The sequence below is a fragment of the Photobacterium gaetbulicola genome (genome assembly GCF_003025515.1).
Lineage (GTDB): Bacteria > Pseudomonadota > Gammaproteobacteria > Enterobacterales > Vibrionaceae > Photobacterium > Photobacterium gaetbulicola.
In genome coordinates this window covers 1-15057 of the sequence record NZ_PYME01000051.1, presented here as the reverse complement: position 1 = coordinate 15057, position 15057 = coordinate 1, and the positions used below count along the sequence as shown (strand labels likewise).

At 53.3% G+C, this 15057-nt stretch carries 12 protein-coding genes and 2 tRNA genes; 13 read left to right on the top strand and 1 reads right to left on the bottom strand.

Translation table 11 applies throughout. From position 1 onward, the window contains the following. Positions 1-8: 8 nt before the first annotated feature. Both C9J03_RS25990 and C9J03_RS25985 read left to right on the top strand, forming a co-directional pair. Positions 9-85 (top strand) — tRNA-Met (locus C9J03_RS25990). A gap of 93 nt (positions 86-178) precedes the next feature. Continuing rightward, positions 179-254, top strand: a tRNA-Gly gene (locus C9J03_RS25985). A gap of 786 nt (positions 255-1040) precedes the next feature. Here the strand turns inward: C9J03_RS25985 and queG are convergent. Beyond that, the gene (queG, locus tag C9J03_RS25980) at positions 1041-2174 is read right to left on the bottom strand and encodes a tRNA epoxyqueuosine(34) reductase QueG (protein WP_044622053.1); all 1134 of its coding nucleotides are present in this window, start codon (positions 2172-2174) and stop codon (positions 1041-1043) included. Between the two features lie 173 nt (positions 2175-2347). Here queG and C9J03_RS25975 point away from each other — a divergent pair, with 173 nt between their 5' ends. From C9J03_RS25975 to C9J03_RS25925, 11 genes are all read left to right on the top strand, one after another. Then, on the top strand, positions 2348-3838 hold the full coding sequence (locus C9J03_RS25975; RefSeq protein WP_044622052.1) for a bifunctional ADP-dependent NAD(P)H-hydrate dehydratase/NAD(P)H-hydrate epimerase: 1491 nt from the start codon (positions 2348-2350) through the stop codon (positions 3836-3838). Positions 3839-3845: 7 nt separating this feature from the next. Further along, positions 3846-4310: a tRNA (adenosine(37)-N6)-threonylcarbamoyltransferase complex ATPase subunit type 1 TsaE gene (tsaE, locus tag C9J03_RS25970; RefSeq protein WP_039458583.1), complete on the top strand. Its 465-nt coding sequence runs from the start codon at positions 3846-3848 to the stop codon at positions 4308-4310. 4 nt (positions 4311-4314) lie between these two features. Further along, positions 4315-6189 (top strand): LysM peptidoglycan-binding domain-containing protein, encoded by a 1875-nt coding sequence (locus C9J03_RS25965; RefSeq protein WP_082060555.1) that lies wholly within the window; start codon positions 4315-4317, stop codon positions 6187-6189. A gap of 2 nt (positions 6190-6191) precedes the next feature. Further along, positions 6192-8306 (top strand): DNA mismatch repair endonuclease MutL, encoded by a 2115-nt coding sequence (mutL, locus tag C9J03_RS25960; RefSeq protein ID WP_044622051.1) that lies wholly within the window; start codon positions 6192-6194, stop codon positions 8304-8306. After that, positions 8299-9234, top strand: coding sequence for a tRNA (adenosine(37)-N6)-dimethylallyltransferase MiaA (gene miaA / locus C9J03_RS25955; RefSeq protein WP_044622050.1), 936 nt, complete (start codon positions 8299-8301; stop codon positions 9232-9234). Before mutL ends, miaA begins: the two co-directional genes overlap by 8 nt. Before the next feature lie 86 nt (positions 9235-9320). After that, positions 9321-9590: an RNA chaperone Hfq gene (hfq, locus tag C9J03_RS25950; RefSeq protein WP_039458576.1), complete on the top strand. Its 270-nt coding sequence runs from the start codon at positions 9321-9323 to the stop codon at positions 9588-9590. Between the two features lie 25 nt (positions 9591-9615). Further along, complete coding sequence (gene hflX / locus C9J03_RS25945; protein WP_044622049.1) at positions 9616-10905, top strand: ribosome rescue GTPase HflX; 1290 nt, start codon at positions 9616-9618, stop codon at positions 10903-10905. Positions 10906-10962: 57 nt separating this feature from the next. Then, positions 10963-12120: an FtsH protease activity modulator HflK gene (gene hflK / locus C9J03_RS25940; protein ID WP_039458570.1), complete on the top strand. Its 1158-nt coding sequence runs from the start codon at positions 10963-10965 to the stop codon at positions 12118-12120. A gap of 2 nt (positions 12121-12122) precedes the next feature. Continuing rightward, positions 12123-13121, top strand: coding sequence for a protease modulator HflC (gene hflC / locus C9J03_RS25935; RefSeq protein ID WP_044622048.1), 999 nt, complete (start codon positions 12123-12125; stop codon positions 13119-13121). Positions 13122-13209: 88 nt separating this feature from the next. Continuing rightward, positions 13210-13404, top strand: coding sequence for a DUF2065 domain-containing protein (locus C9J03_RS25930; RefSeq protein WP_039459590.1), 195 nt, complete (start codon positions 13210-13212; stop codon positions 13402-13404). Positions 13405-13526: 122 nt separating this feature from the next. Beyond that, positions 13527-14843, top strand: a complete 1317-nt coding sequence (locus C9J03_RS25925; RefSeq protein ID WP_039459589.1) for an adenylosuccinate synthase — start codon at positions 13527-13529, stop codon at positions 14841-14843. Positions 14844-15057: the final 214 nt, after the last annotated feature.

Sequence of the window (15057 nt, the reverse complement as noted above, 5' to 3'; positions counted from 1 at the left end):
AATACGGACGCGGGGTGGAGCAGCTTGGTAGCTCGTCGGGCTCATAACCCGAAGGTCGTCGGTTCAAATCCGGCCCCCGCAACCAACAATTTCAGACAGTCTGGCGAATGCTTTGTCATAACCCTCAGGCCGTCGATGGAAGCGCCGCCCGGATCAAATCCGAGCCCCGCAACCAAATGCGACACTAGCTCAGTTGGTAGAGCGCAACCTTGCCAAGGTTGAGGTCACGAGTTCGAACCTCGTGTGTCGCTCCAATTTCTGCTGCCACTGCAATGAGCAGGGGAACGGCAAAGCTACTACTGTGAAGTATTAGTTCAACTGCAACATTCCTGGATTATTCGACTCTCGATAGTCTTGTGTGTTGTCCCAATGTTCCATAACCGAAGTGTTATTGGGAACCATTAAGAAGCGATCAGCTTCGAAAACATCATCGTAGATATTGCCCCTGCAGCCTTATGGCTGTTTATTTTTATCCCGCAATATCCAGATGCTCTGTTTGGTGTCAAATGACGACACAAGCTCTTTGAATGGTTTGATACGGGTAATGTAAATTGCTAGCAGGGAGCTGTGAATCGTATCTGTCTAAATTTATCCCGACCAGACTATGCCTGAATGCCTTGTCGTTCGTGGGCTTGAGCCTGTGGCGGATAGAAAATTCTGAGATCGTGCACAGAGTTATCCACAAAAGTATCTTGTGGGTAAGTCGGTTGATTACGTGTGCCGATACCGTGTGAACAAGTCTGTATTTATCTTTTTATTCTTCAATAAAACAATAATCGATAAGAAACTATCCACAGTGTAAGGTGTTGTTTTGTATGGTCTTGGTTGTTTTTACTCAAGGCTTATATACAACCTGATCCACTCTGTGGATGTTTGGATAACTTTTTTTGAGCCGTCTATATTGGGCTGTGTTTAATATTGGAAATAGCAGATAAAGAAGCAAAATTGAAAATGTTTTCCACATTTGTTCAGAAGCCTGATCGAACTCTCACTCTGTGTGGATAAGGTTACAATATGCCGGCCGGAGCGGTTTGCGCCTGCTAGGCATCTCGTGGCAGGCCTTTCTCCACAATGCGGGTAAGTCGTTTGGTTCTGGCTGGCTGGACATTGATAGCATCCGGGTCCCGTTTCTCAAGTTGCTTTTCTCTCGCCCACTGGATGTGGCTATCCAGCAGTGCGCTTTGCCCTTCCCTTGATTCCAGCGCCTCAATAATCGCGGGGCTGTATGGCGCATTTCCCATCGCAATCGTGAGATTGCGAAGCCACTGGAGATGGCCGATACGGCGAATTGCTGAGCCTTCGGTATGTTTCAAGAAGGCTTCTTCTGTCCAGGCGTATAGTGTAGTTAAAGGTTGCAACTTTAGGCTGTTGCGACAGTGAAAATCCGCTTCTTGAGTGATGTCAGAAAAACGGTTGAACGGGCAAACTAACTGGCAGTCATCACAGCCGTAAACACGGTTACCAATTGCTTCGCGGAATTCTTCGGGTATCACACCATCAAATTCAATCGTCAAGTATGAAATACAACGTCTTGCATCGACCACGCCTTCTTCGACGATGGCCTGGGTTGGGCAGCTTGTCATGCAGGCAATACACTTACCGCACTTGTTCTCTGTAGGCTTGTCGACAGGTAAAGGTAGGTCGATAAGCAGTTCGCCAAGAAAGAACCATGATCCCGCCTGTTGGTTAAGTAGCAAAGAGTGCTTGCCTGTCCATCCCAGTCCTGCTTTTTCGGCCAGTGGGCGTTCCAGAATCGGAGCGGAATCGACAAAAGGGCGGTAGCCAAAGGGGCCAACCTCTTGTTCAATGAGCTGGCCGAGACGTTTAAGGCGGTTTCGGATAAGCTTGTGATAGTCACGACCGAGGGCATAGCGGCTGATATAGGCGGTCTCGGGGTGTCTCAGGCTATGGGCAAAGTTGGCCTCGGGCGGAAGGTAGTCCATCCTGGCACTGATGACCCGAACCGTTCCTGGATGCAGCTCGGCTGGGCGGGCGCGCATCATACCGTGGCGAGCCATCCAGTCCATGTCGCCGTGGTAGCCTGCATTAAGCCAGCGTTGTAGCTGTGCTTCATGTTGGCTTAGATCGACATCACTGATCCCAACCTGCTGGAAGCCAAGTTCTTGGCCCCATTGCTTGATTTTTTGGGTCAGATCGCGATAGTCGATAGTCATACTGGCATTACCGGGCTGGATTGGGGGCGGAAGTTTACCACACTCACAGCAAATGTTGAGAGGATCATCAGGAAGATCTTAGCTTGCTGTGGGCACTGAGTTAGGCCACGTTAGCAACGGACGGGTCAGAGTTCGCGAATACTCGCCAAAGGCGCGGGAAAGGGGAAGGAATTATGAGTGCAGAACAATGGTCCGGCAAATTATACCGGGCGGAGCAGGTGCGTCGAGGCGAGCGGCTGGCGGCCACTCAGCAAGGGGTGGGCATGTATCAATTGATGGAGCGTGCCGGCGCGGCCGTATTTCAAGTGCTTGAGCAGAGCTATACCCCTCAGCACCATCTCTTGGTCTGTTGCGGTGGTGGGAATAATGGCGGGGATGGTTATATCGTTGCCCGCCTAGCCCGTGAAGCCGGTTTCCCGGTGACGCTCTGGCAGCAAGGGGATGAAGCAAAACTCCAGGGGGATGCCGCCCGGGCCCGAGATGCCTGGCTGGCCGCGGGAGGGCAGATCTTGCCGCCGGAAGATGCGATCCCAGACTCGACCGAGGTGATCATTGACGCTTTGCTGGGCACGGGCCTTCATGGAGAAGTGCGGCCGGAAGGGCAGCGGCTGATCGCGATGATCAATCGGATCGCGCTGCCGGTCATTGCGATCGACATTCCCTCCGGATTGTGTGCCGATACAGGTAAAGTGCTTGGCAAGGCGGTAAAAGCACAATCCACCGTCACCTTCATAGGTAGCAAGCAGGGTCTGTGGACAGCACAAGCGGCAGAATATGTGGGGCAGGTGCGGTTCGCCGGGCTGCAGGTCGCAGATGCCTTTGAGCATATCGAGCCGCCTTCGGCCTGGCTGATCCAAGCCCCCGATGTGGCCCTTTTTCTGTCGCCGCGTCAGCGTGATGCACACAAAGGCGATCACGGCCGGATCTTGCTAGCCGGTGGCGATCTTGGCATGGGCGGTGCGATCCGTCTGGCGGCGGAAGCCGCGGCACGCGCTGGAGGCGGTTTGGTGGCAGCCCTGGCGCAACCTGACAATGTGTTGTCAATTGTGGCGGCAAGACCTGAAATAATGGCCTTGGGCTGGCAAGCCTCGGAACAAACAGTCGCCAAGCAACGTTTGCACTGGGCCGATGTGTTGGTATTGGGGCCGGGGCTGGGTCAATCAAGTTGGAGCCAGTCTTTATACAATGAACTAACCAAGACCGAAAAAAACCACGTTGTCGATGCGGATGGATTGAACTTATTAGCACGTTCACCTGACTATAAAAATAATCGTATAATTACTCCTCACCCCGGCGAGGCTGCGAGGCTGCTCGCTTGCTCGGTACAAGAGGTCGAAGCTGACCGCTTCCACGCGGCAAGGGCGCTGCAGCAACAGTACGGCGGTGTCGTTGTACTCAAAGGGGCGGGCACGCTGGTTGATGATGGTACCCACTGCTGGGTGTGCCCTGCGGGGAACCCGGGGATGGCGACTGGCGGAATGGGCGATGTCCTCTCCGGTATCATCGGGGCGTTGCTGGGACAGGGGCTGTCTCTGGTTGCGGCAGCGCAGTGCGGGGTTTGGATCCACAGCACGGCGGCTGACCGCTGCGCAGCTGAGGGGGAGCGTGGTATGCTTGCCAGTGATTTGTTCCCTCATATTCGACAATTAGTAAATCCAAGATAAGAAGATAATGCATAGTTTTGAAATCTTGCTCGCCGATGAGCAGGCGACGGTAGATTTAGGCCACAAGCTGGCTCATGCCTGTCAGCGCCAGACCACCATTTATCTGCATGGTGATTTGGGGGCAGGGAAAACCACATTCAGCCGAGGCTTTATTCGCTCTCTTGGCCATCAAGGGAATGTAAAAAGTCCAACCTATACTTTGGTGGAGCCTTATGAGCTTCCGCCTTGGCAGGTGTACCATTTTGATCTTTACCGCCTTGCCGATCCCGAGGAGCTGGAGTTCATGGGGATCCGCGACTATTTTGCCGCCGATGCCATCTGCTTGGTGGAATGGCCGGAGAGAGGGGCGGGCCTATTGCCAGAAGCCGACCTAGAATTGGATATGCGCTATCACGGTGAACAACGCAAAGTCACCCTGACGGCAAATAACGAATACGGTAGTGAACTTATTAAGTGCTTGGAGTTGTGTTGATAGGATGTCGTTACGGGCTTTTTTTCATGCTGTGATTGTAGGGGTCAGCTTATTTAGCTCGTTGGCAATGGCCAATGAACTGAAGGGGATCCGGGTTTGGCCGGCTCCCGAAGAAACCCGCGTGGTACTGGATCTCAAAGATGAGGCGGTTTTCAGCTACTTTACCTTGACCAAGCCAGATCGCTTGGTGGTGGATCTGAAGCAGACAACCTTGAAAACCAAGCTGCCTTTGGTGGTCAAAGACAGTGCAATCCTGACCAAAATTCGCAACAGTGGTGCACCAGAGAAAGGGACTTACCGTCTGGTTCTGGAAATGAAAGCGGGGATGACCCCAAAGTTATTCAAGCTGGCACCGACGCCGGACGGTACGTACAGCCACCGTTTGGTGATGGATCTGCCGCATGGCAAGGCTGCCACAGCAAAGAAGCCTGAACCGACGCCGAAACAGCCTGCTGCCAACCAGCAGGCCAGCTTGCCTTATGGTACCGACGATATTATTGTCGCGATTGATCCCGGCCACGGTGGTGAAGATCCGGGCTCGATCGGCCCGAGTCGGTTGTACGAGAAGAAAGTCACTCTGGATATTGCCAAAAAGGTGGCGGCACGGATCAATGCCACTCCGGGCATGACGGCGGTAATGACCCGCCAGGGGGATTACTTCGTCAATCTCAATCGGCGAACGGAAATTGCACGCCACAAGCGTGCCCATTTGCTGGTTTCGATCCACGCTGATGGTTTCCATCAGCCGCAGCCGCGCGGGGCGTCGGTTTGGGTTCTTAATACCCGCCGTGCCAACAGTGAAATTGGCCGTTGGATTGAGCAGCACGAGAAACAGTCGGAGTTGCTCGGGGGCGGAGATGTACTGTCCGGTGGCAACGATGACCAGTACCTCAGCATGGCTGTGCTGGATTTGCAGTTCAGCCATTCGCAAAAGGAAGGCTATGACGTGGCGAGCCGGGTACTGAAAGAAATGAGTAAGGTAACGACCCTGCACAAGAGCAAGCCGGAGCATGCTAGCTTGGCGGTGCTGAAGTCACCGGATATTCCGTCGCTGTTGGTGGAGACGGGGTTTATTACCAACCCGACCGAAGAGCGGTTACTAAACTCGAAATCACACCAGAATAAACTGGCTGAGGCGGTTTACCGCGGGGTGCTATCGTATTTTAACGAGAAGCCACCGGAAGGAACCCTGTTTGCCTCCCGTAACCAGGGGATCCGGCACAAAGTGACCAGCGGCCAGTCGCTGAGTGTGATCGCGAGTCGCTACGATACCTCTGTGGCGGCCATCAAACAGGCCAATAACCTCAAGTCGAATACCTTGAAGGTGGGGCAGGCGTTGGTGATCCCGGGTAAGGCGCCAGTCCCGGCTCCGGCTACTGCGGCGGTTGCGACCGCGACCAAAACGGTGACCCATACCGTGAAACGAGGTGATTTCCTTGGCAAGATTGCCAACCAGTATGGGGTTACTGTGGCGAGTATCAGGCGTGACAACAATTTACGTTCTGATGAGTTGGCGATTGGCCAAAAGCTGAAAGTATCCGTGCAGGCTCCAATCACGACACCGACAACCCAGAACAAGACCGTGACCCACACCGTGAAGCGTGGTGAGTTCCTTGGCAAGATTGCGGGACAATATGGTGTGACGGTGACTAGTATCCGCAGTGCCAACCAGCTGCGTACCGATGAGCTGGCGGTGGGGCAGAAATTGAAAATTACGATGCAAGTACCGGCTTCAGTGGTCCATACCGTACAGCGCGGTGAGTTTCTCGGTAAGATTGCCGCCGACTATGGTATTGCTGTGAGCCGCCTGCGTGAAGCCAACCAGCTACGCACCGATAAACTGGCGGTTGGACAAAAACTTACTATCCCGAGTAGTTGATTATGCCTATTCAGATCTTGCCTGCGAGATTGGCGAACCAAATTGCGGCTGGCGAGGTTGTCGAACGACCCGCCTCGGTGGTCAAGGAGCTGGTTGAAAACAGCCTGGATGCTGGGGCGACCCGGATCGATATTGATATCGACAAAGGCGGCAGCCGGACCATCCGTATCCGTGATAACGGCAAGGGGATCCCGAAAGATGAACTCGGTTTGGCCCTGAGCCGTCATGCGACCTCGAAAATTGCTACCCTTGATGATCTCGAAGCCATTGCCAGCCTCGGTTTTCGTGGCGAGGCGCTGGCCAGTATCAGCTCGGTGTCGCGCCTGACCTTGACCTCTCGAACGGCTGAGCAGGAAGAGGCTTGGGCGGCGTATGCCGAGGGGCGGGATATGGACGTGCAGCTCAAGCCGGCGGCCCATCCGGTGGGTACCACGCTAGAAGTGCTGGATCTGTTCTTCAATACCCCGGCCCGCCGTAAATTCCTCCGTACCGAGAAAACCGAGTTCGGCCACATTGATGAGCTATTGAAGCGTATCGCGCTGAGCCGGATGGATGTCACTATCAACCTGCGCCATAACGGCAAGGTAGTACGTCAGTACCGTGCAGCCAACACCCAAGTCCAGAAGGAGCGCCGTTTAGCCGCCGTGTGCGGGCAGGCCTTCTTGGATCATGCGCTGGCCGTCGAACTGTCCCATGGTGATCTCAAGCTGGGCGGTTGGATTTGCAGCCCGCAGGGGGCAAGGGCGCAGAATGACATCCAGTACTGCTACGTCAATGGCAGGATGATGAAGGATAAGCTGATCAACCATGCGATCCGCCAAGCTTACGAAAGCAGTTTGGCACCAGATCAATATGCAGCTTATGTCCTGTTTATCGATGTCGATCCCCACCAGGTCGATGTCAATGTGCACCCGGCCAAGCATGAAGTGCGTTTCCACCAAGCCCGCCTGGTGCACGATTTTATTTGTCAGGGGTTGCAAAGCGCGTTAATTGAAGGGGCGGCGGAGGATGCTGAGCAGGCGATGAATATTCCAGCGCCACGAGCCAGTGCCCATGCCCCGCCACCCGCTTATGCCACACCGGGTCCATCCCATACTTCAGCTTCACAGCGGCAAGGTATTGCCGAACCGGATGGCGCCTCGGCCGCTATTGCACGGACGCCCGATTACCCCAATAAGGCACCGGCACGGGATTGGCTATCCAGCAGTGGCTCTGCGGGAAGTGCCGGCAGGCGTGATACCGGCCCTCAGCACACCGAGCCGTCAGCCAGCCGTGAACGGCCTGATGCCTCGTGCACTCAGCTAAGGGAGGAGCAACCCTATCGAGACGGCGGTTATGCGCCAGCGCGAACGGGGCGCTCTGGAGGCCGTGACCGTGCGCGTTACCAGGATGAGGGACCGAGCCCGGCGGAAGTTGAGGCCTACCAGCAGTTGATGCGAACGGTGGCGTCGCCACCGCAGACGCCAGTACCGCAAACGGTGGTAGCTAAACCGCCTGCGGTCACCCCACCACCGGTCCGCCAAGACGCCATCGACACCGCCAATGGCATCGGGTTGGGCAAGGCGCTGTCGCTGGTGGCAAAACAATACCTGCTGCTCAGCCGCGATGATGGGTTGGCACTCTTGTCTCTTGCCCGGGCCCAGCGCTTGCGAACCAAAGGCCAGTTGAACTTGGCTCAGACGGAGGGCTTGAAGCCGCAGCCGCTGTTGATCCCGCATTCCATCCCTGTTGAGCCGAATATGATAGACTGTGCCGAACAGCATGCGATGTTGCTCAAGCAGCTCGGTATTCAGCTCAAAGCCAAGAACAAGCAGCAGCTCATTGTCTTGTCGGTGTGCCAGCCGCTGCGGCAGCAGAATCTGCAGCAATTGATCCCGGCGCTGCTGGCCTATCTGGCGGCCGTGGCCGAGGATCCCGAAGCGCAGGGTTGGGACAAACTGCTCGATTGGCTTACAAGCCAGCTGACCGTGGCCTGTGAGGCCTATACCTTGTCGCAAGGGATCCAGTTGGTGACTGAACTGGAGCAGCTTTGGGGCCCACAACTCGAACACTATTTTTCCGACTTGCTGCGTCCGGTCGACGTGAGTGCAGCAATAGAAGCGTTTAATTATGACTAAGCCACTACCTCAGGCGATATTCCTGATGGGCCCGACGGCGTCGGGCAAAACCGATTTGGCGATCCGATTGCGCCAACAACTACCTGTAGAGTTGATAAGCGTTGATTCAGCCCTTATCTATAAAGATATGGACATTGGCACCGCCAAGCCGGATGCCGATGAACTGGCGCAGGCACCACATCGATTGATCGATATTCGTGATCCAGCGCAAAGTTATTCAGCTGCGGACTTTCGCGCTGATGCACTGAAAGAAATGGCTGATATAGTTGCACAAGGGCGCATTCCTTTATTGGTTGGTGGTACTATGTTGTACTACAAAGCATTATTGGAAGGTTTGTCACCGCTACCAGCGGCTGATCCGGCGGTCCGCGCTCAGATAGAGCAGGAAGCGGCGGATAAGGGCTGGCAGGCGATGCATGAGGAATTGGTGCGGATTGACCCGGTTTCCGGGGCGCGTATCCACCCCAATGATCCCCAGCGCCTTTCACGCGCATTGGAAGTTTTTCGTATTTCGGGTAAAACTTTAACCGAGCTTACGAAAACCCAAGGTGATGCCTTGCCTTACAGGGTTCACCAGTTTGCAATAACTCCCACGGATAGGGCAGTGCTGCATCGGCGGATCGAGCAACGTTTTGAAAAGATGATCGAAGCAGGTTTTGAACAGGAAGTTCGTGCTTTGTATGAGCGAGGTGATCTGCACCCAGATCTCCCTTCAATACGTTGTGTAGGTTACCGTCAGATGTGGGAATATTTGGACGGGCAGTGCTCTTTGGATGACGCGGTCTTCCGCGGCATTTGTGCCACCCGTCAATTGGCGAAGCGTCAAATCACCTGGCTGAGAAGCTGGAAAGATCTGACGTGGTTGGATAGCAGTGACCCAGAATCAGCGTTACAAACCGTCACAAACTCAGTTAGATGTGATGTTTGATTAGCGTGTATACTGATCACTGTTTTGCGTATTTTTAATTTTGTTCGTTGCTAACTACAACTACAAACAAATAAGGAAAAGAAATAATGGCTAAGGGGCAATCTCTGCAAGACCCATTTTTGAACGCTTTGCGTCGTGAAAGAATCCCAGTTTCAATCTACCTGGTTAACGGTATCAAGCTACAGGGCCAGATTGAGTCGTTTGATCAGTTTGTGATCCTACTGAAGAACACTGTTAACCAGATGGTATACAAGCACGCGATTTCTACCGTGGTGCCTGCACGTCCAGTTAACCACCACCACACAGGTGACCGCCCGGCTTCGGCAGAACGTTCACAAGAAAAAACTGAAGAATAATTTTCTTCTCTAAGGAGTTGATTGCTTGTTTGACCGTTATGAGACCGGTGAGCAGGCAATTCTTGTTCATATCAACTTCACGCAAGAAGGGGAGTGGGAAGACTTAAGCGAGTTTGAAATGCTGGTCTCCTCGGCGGGAGTCAATACGCTACGGGTGGTTACCGGTAGTCGTAAAACTCCCCACCCTAAGTTCTACGTGGGTGAAGGTAAAGCACAGGAAATTGCCGAAGCGGTTCGGGCTGAAGACGCCGAAATCGTCATATTCAACCATTCACTTTCTCCAGCGCAAGAGCGTAACCTGGAGCAAATTTGCAAATGCAGGGTACTGGACCGCACCGGTCTGATCCTCGATATCTTTGCACAGCGCGCGCGTACCCACGAGGGTAAGCTGCAAGTCGAGCTGGCGCAGCTACGTCACATCTCAACCCGCTTGATCCGCGGTTGGACCCACCTTGAACGACAGAAAGGCGGGATCGGCTTGCGTGGACCGGGTGAAACCCAGTTGGAAACGGACCGCCGTTTGCTGCGCGACCGGATCAAGACGATTTTGCGCCGTCTTGAAAAAGTGGCCAAGCAGCGCGATCAGGGACGCCGGGCGCGTAACCGTGCCGAAATCCCAACGATTTCACTGGTCGGTTACACCAACGCCGGTAAGTCGACGTTGTTTAACCGGGTCACTGATGCCGGTGTCTATGCTGCTGACCAGCTGTTTGCCACCCTAGATCCAACTCTGCGTAAGATTGACGTAGCCGATGTCGGTACATCAATCTTGGCTGACACCGTAGGGTTTATTCGTCACCTGCCCCATGATTTGGTCGCAGCCTTCAAGGCCACCCTGAAAGAAACCCAGGATGCCAGTTTGCTGCTCCATGTGGTCGATGCCAGCGATGATCGCTTCCGTGAAAACATTGAAGCGGTCGAGACGGTACTTGAAGAGATCGATGCCAACGAGGTTCCAACCTTGGTGGTGATGAACAAGATCGATAATCTGGAAGGGGCGTTGCCTCGTATTGAACGTGATGATGCCGGTGTTCCTCAGCGAGTATGGGTCTCGGCGATGGAAGGGCAGGGCATTGACCTGTTATTCGACGCCCTGACTGAGCGCTTGTCGGGCACCATGGTGAAACATACCCTGCGATTGCCGCCGCAATTTATCGGCCGTTACCGCAGCAAGTTTTACCAATTGGGATGTATCGTCAGTGAGGAATACGATGACGATGGCAGCCTGAAAATCGACATCCGTTTGCCGTTGGCAGAGTGGTCTAGGTTACAAAAAAGAGAAAGTACTTCGTTAGATGACTTTATCGTTGCTTAATGGACTGCTAGAGTAATAAAAAAAACTGTCGTCATATCATATTGATGGAGTTCTATAATGGCGTGGAATGAGCCTGGCAACAACGGCGGCCGTGATAAAGACCCTTGGGGGAATAATAATCGCGGTGGTCGTGATCAAGGTCCGCCGGATCTCGATGAGGTTTTCTCGAAACTGAGTCGTAAATTCGGTGGCATTTTGGGGAATAAAAAGGGACCTTCGACTGGCGGCAGCGCTGCAGGTCTTGGGGTAATCGCAGTGTTGGCTGCAGCGGTATGGGGCTTTTCCGGTTTCTATACCATCGGCGAAGCGGAGCGCGGGGTTGTTCTGCGTTTCGGTAAGTTTTACGAAATGGTAGATCCGGGTCTGAACTGGAAACCTACCTTCATCGATGAAGTCGAGCCAGTCAACGTTCAGGCAATCCGTTCTTTGCGCAGCTCAGGCCTGATGCTGACCAAAGACGAAAACGTACTGAAAGTGGAAATGGACGTTCAGTACCGCGTGGCCGAGCCACAGAAATACCTGTTCAGTGTCACCAATGCGGATGACAGCTTGCGTCAGGCGACTGATTCTGCACTGCGTGCAGTGATCGGTGACTCGACCATGGATCAGGCCTTGACCACGGGTCGTCAGGTGATCCGTGCCAATACGCAAGAAGCGATTGATAACATTATCCAGCGTTACGACATGGGCCTGTTGGTGGTTGACGTCAACTTCCAGTCTGCCCGTCCGCCGGAAGCGGTGAAAGACGCCTTCGATGATGCTATCGCAGCGCGAGAGGATGAAGAGCGTTTCGTTCGTGAAGCAGAAGCTTACAGCAATGACATCTTGCCGAAGGCAACCGGTCGTGCCGAGCGTCTGAAGAAGGAAGCGGAAGGTTACTCTGAGCGTGTGATCAACGGTGCACTCGGTGAAGTGGCACAGTTTGAAAAGCTGTTGCCTGAATACCTAGCAGCAACCGAAGTTACGCGTAATCGTCTGTACCTTGAGACGATGGAACGCGTTTACTCGAACACCAGCAAAGTGATGGTCGACTCGCAATCAAGCGGCAACCTGCTGTACCTGCCATTGGACAAACTGATTAACCCAGCCCAGCAGAGCAGCCAGCCGAAGAGTGGCTCGTCTAGCGATTACGGTATCGAACTTGAAAAAGTCGAGACCGCCCCGGTATCAACTGCGCCGCGTAGTACCGATACTGGCCGTCAGGGGAGATTTTAATTATGCGTAAGTTAATGATCCCTGTGATTGTTGTCTTTATCGCGACATTGCTGATGTCAATGTTCGTGGTTCAGGAAGGCGAGCGCGGTATTGTGGTTCGTTTCGGCCGTATTCTTAAGGCGCCTGATTCGGATGTAGCAAAGATCTACGAGCCGGGCCTGCACTTCAAAGTGCCGGTATTCGACCGTGTCCGTACCCTGGATGCCCGCATCCAGACCATGGATGACCAGGCTGACCGCTTCGTAACGTCTGAGAAAAAAGACGTGATCATCGATACCTACGTGAAGTGGCGTATCGAAGACTTCGGCCAGTACTACCTGACAACCGGTGGTGGTGATGTCTCAACGGCAGAAGCGCTACTGAAACGTAAGGTGGTCGATAGCTTACGTGCGGAGATCGGTTCGCGTGAAATCAAGCAGATTGTCTCTGGTCCAGATCGTGGTGCCAAGCTAGACAGCACGGCTGTGGTTGAAGAAGATGATGCACCAGCGTCGGAAATCGTGGCTGAAGTCGCTCCTCGTAAAGAGGTTGAAGGTCAGCGTGATCAAATCATGGCCAATGTATTGGCCGACATCAAAGTCAGCGCGTTTAAAGACTTGGGTGTTGAGGTGGTGGACTTCCGAATGAAGAAAATCAACCTGCCTGATGAGATCAGCGAGTCAATCTATCGCCGTATGCGTGCCGAGCGTGAGTCGGTTGCCCGTAAACACCGCTCTCAAGGTCGTGAGAAAGCCGAAGTTATCCGTGCTCAGTCAGAGCTAGAAGTTGCGAAGATTATTGCTGATGCAGACCGTCAGGCTCGAGTAGTACGTGGTGCTGCGGATGCTGAAACGGCGCAAATCTATGCGGGTGCGTTCAACAAGAATCCGGAGTTCTATAACTTCCTGCGTTCGCTGAAGGCGTACGAGAACAGCTTCAACTCGAAGAACGACATTTTGGTGGTTGACCCGAATACGGACTTCTTCAAGTATATGAAGGAATCTAGTGGCGTAGCTAACTAAGCGCTATTAAGATATTGATGAAAAGGCAAGACTTCGGTCTTGCCTTTTTTATTGGGTATAATCCAGCCATCAATGCGAGGAGACGACAATGAGTAAGGCATTTTGGATGGCACTAGGGCTGGTGCTTGTGTTTGAAGGACTTGGCCCATTACTGGCCCCAAAAGGCTGGCGTGAGATGGTGAGCCAACTGAGTCAGCAGGATGACAATTCCCTGCGCCGTATCGGTGGTTGCCTGGTTGTCGCTGGCAGTGTCATCGCCTATATGATGTACACTAGTATGTAAAATCCCCTAGCACGTTTGCGTGACAGGCTTCTTGCTGTTTTACGGCTCATGGTCAAAAAATGACTGCAAGGCAACGTTGAAGGTGCTAGAATCCCTTTTTAACTACTGATAGACGAAGAAAGATGGCAAATAATGTAGTCGTTCTTGGCACCCAATGGGGTGACGAAGGTAAAGGTAAGATCGTTGATCTGTTGACCGAAGATGCAAAATACGTAGTGCGCTACCAAGGTGGTCACAACGCTGGTCACACCCTAGTCATTGACGGTGAAAAAACTGTCCTTCACCTGATCCCATCAGGTATCCTACGTGACAACGTTAAATGTATCATCGGTAACGGTGTTGTACTTTCTCCAGACGCACTGATGAAAGAAATGGGCCCGCTAGAAGAACGTGGTATCCCGGTTCGTGAACGTCTGTTCCTGTCAGAAGCTTGTCCGCTAATCCTTCCATACCATATCGCTCTTGACCAAGCGCGTGAAATCGCTCGTGGTAAGAAAGCGATCGGTACAACTGGCCGTGGTATCGGTCCAGCTTACGAAGATAAAGTTGCTCGCCGTGGCCTGCGTGTTGGCGACCTGTTCGACAAAGAAGCATTTGCCGAGAAGCTTAAAGAAGTAATGGCTTACCATAACTTCCAGCTTGAGCACTACTACAATGCTGAGCCGGTAAGCTACGAAGAAGTACTTGAAAACATCATGGCGCAGGCTGATATCCTGACGTCAATGGTTATCGACGTAACCAAAGAACTTGATGACGCACGTTTACGTGGCGACAAGATCATGTTCGAAGGTGCGCAGGGTACCCTACTTGATATCGACCACGGTACGTACCCGTACGTAACCTCTTCTAACACCACGGCTGGTGGCGTGGCGGCAGGTTCTGGTTTCGGTCCTCGTCACCTTGGCTACATCCTGGGTATCGCGAAAGCATACTGCACCCGTGTTGGTGCCGGTCCATTCCCGACTGAGCTATACGATGGCCTAGACAAGCAAGACCCAGTGGGTAAGCACCTAGGCACCGTTGGTAACGAGTTTGGTGCGACCACAGGCCGTCTACGCCGTACTGGTTGGTTCGATGCAGTCGCTATGCGTCGTGCTATCCAGATCAACTCAATCTCAGGCTTCTGCCTAACCAAGCTTGACGTATTGGACGGCCTGGAAGAGATCAAGATCTGTACTGGCTACAAGACCAAAGATGGCGAAATCCTAGAAGTCTCTCCAATGGCGGCTGACGCTTACGAGAACATCGAGCCAATCTACGAAACGGTACCTGGCTGGTCTGAAACAACATTCGGTGCCAAGTCTCTGGATGCACTACCACAGACAGCACTAGACTACATCGCACGTATCGAAGAGCTAACTGGCGTACCTGTTGACATCATCTCTACCGGTCCTGACCGTAACGAGACAATCATCAAGGTTCACCCATACGGTGAGTAATTGCTGATAGCCGTACGCTGCATTGCCAAGGTAATGCGATAGTACAGCACTGGTAATAATTGATATGAAAGCCAGCCCTTGGGGCTGGCTTTTTTTATGGTGCGCCGAGCATGGCGTTGTTCTAGGAGGTGAAAGTCCTCTACGGGCTCAGTCGAGCGAGAACCGTTAGCCTATGCAAGGGTGTCCACCGTGAGGTGGGATCTGAAGGAAGCAA

Excerpts from the sequence above, each read along its gene's own strand:
- queG (WP_044622053.1), bottom strand. The coding sequence starts at position 2,174 with ATGACTATCGACTATCGCGATCTGACCCAAAAAATCAAGCAATGGGGC.
- C9J03_RS25975 (WP_044622052.1), top strand. The coding sequence starts at position 2,348 with ATGAGTGCAGAACAATGGTCCGGCAAATTATACCGGGCGGAGCAGGTG.
- tsaE (WP_039458583.1), top strand. The coding sequence starts at position 3,846 with ATGCATAGTTTTGAAATCTTGCTCGCCGATGAGCAGGCGACGGTAGAT.
- C9J03_RS25965 (WP_082060555.1), top strand. The coding sequence starts at position 4,315 with ATGTCGTTACGGGCTTTTTTTCATGCTGTGATTGTAGGGGTCAGCTTA.
- mutL (WP_044622051.1), top strand. The coding sequence starts at position 6,192 with ATGCCTATTCAGATCTTGCCTGCGAGATTGGCGAACCAAATTGCGGCT.
- miaA (WP_044622050.1), top strand. The coding sequence starts at position 8,299 with ATGACTAAGCCACTACCTCAGGCGATATTCCTGATGGGCCCGACGGCG.
- hfq (WP_039458576.1), top strand. The coding sequence starts at position 9,321 with ATGGCTAAGGGGCAATCTCTGCAAGACCCATTTTTGAACGCTTTGCGT.
- hflK (WP_039458570.1), top strand. The coding sequence starts at position 10,963 with ATGGCGTGGAATGAGCCTGGCAACAACGGCGGCCGTGATAAAGACCCT.
- hflC (WP_044622048.1), top strand. The coding sequence starts at position 12,123 with ATGCGTAAGTTAATGATCCCTGTGATTGTTGTCTTTATCGCGACATTG.
- C9J03_RS25930 (WP_039459590.1), top strand. The coding sequence starts at position 13,210 with ATGAGTAAGGCATTTTGGATGGCACTAGGGCTGGTGCTTGTGTTTGAA.
- C9J03_RS25925 (WP_039459589.1), top strand. The coding sequence starts at position 13,527 with ATGGCAAATAATGTAGTCGTTCTTGGCACCCAATGGGGTGACGAAGGT.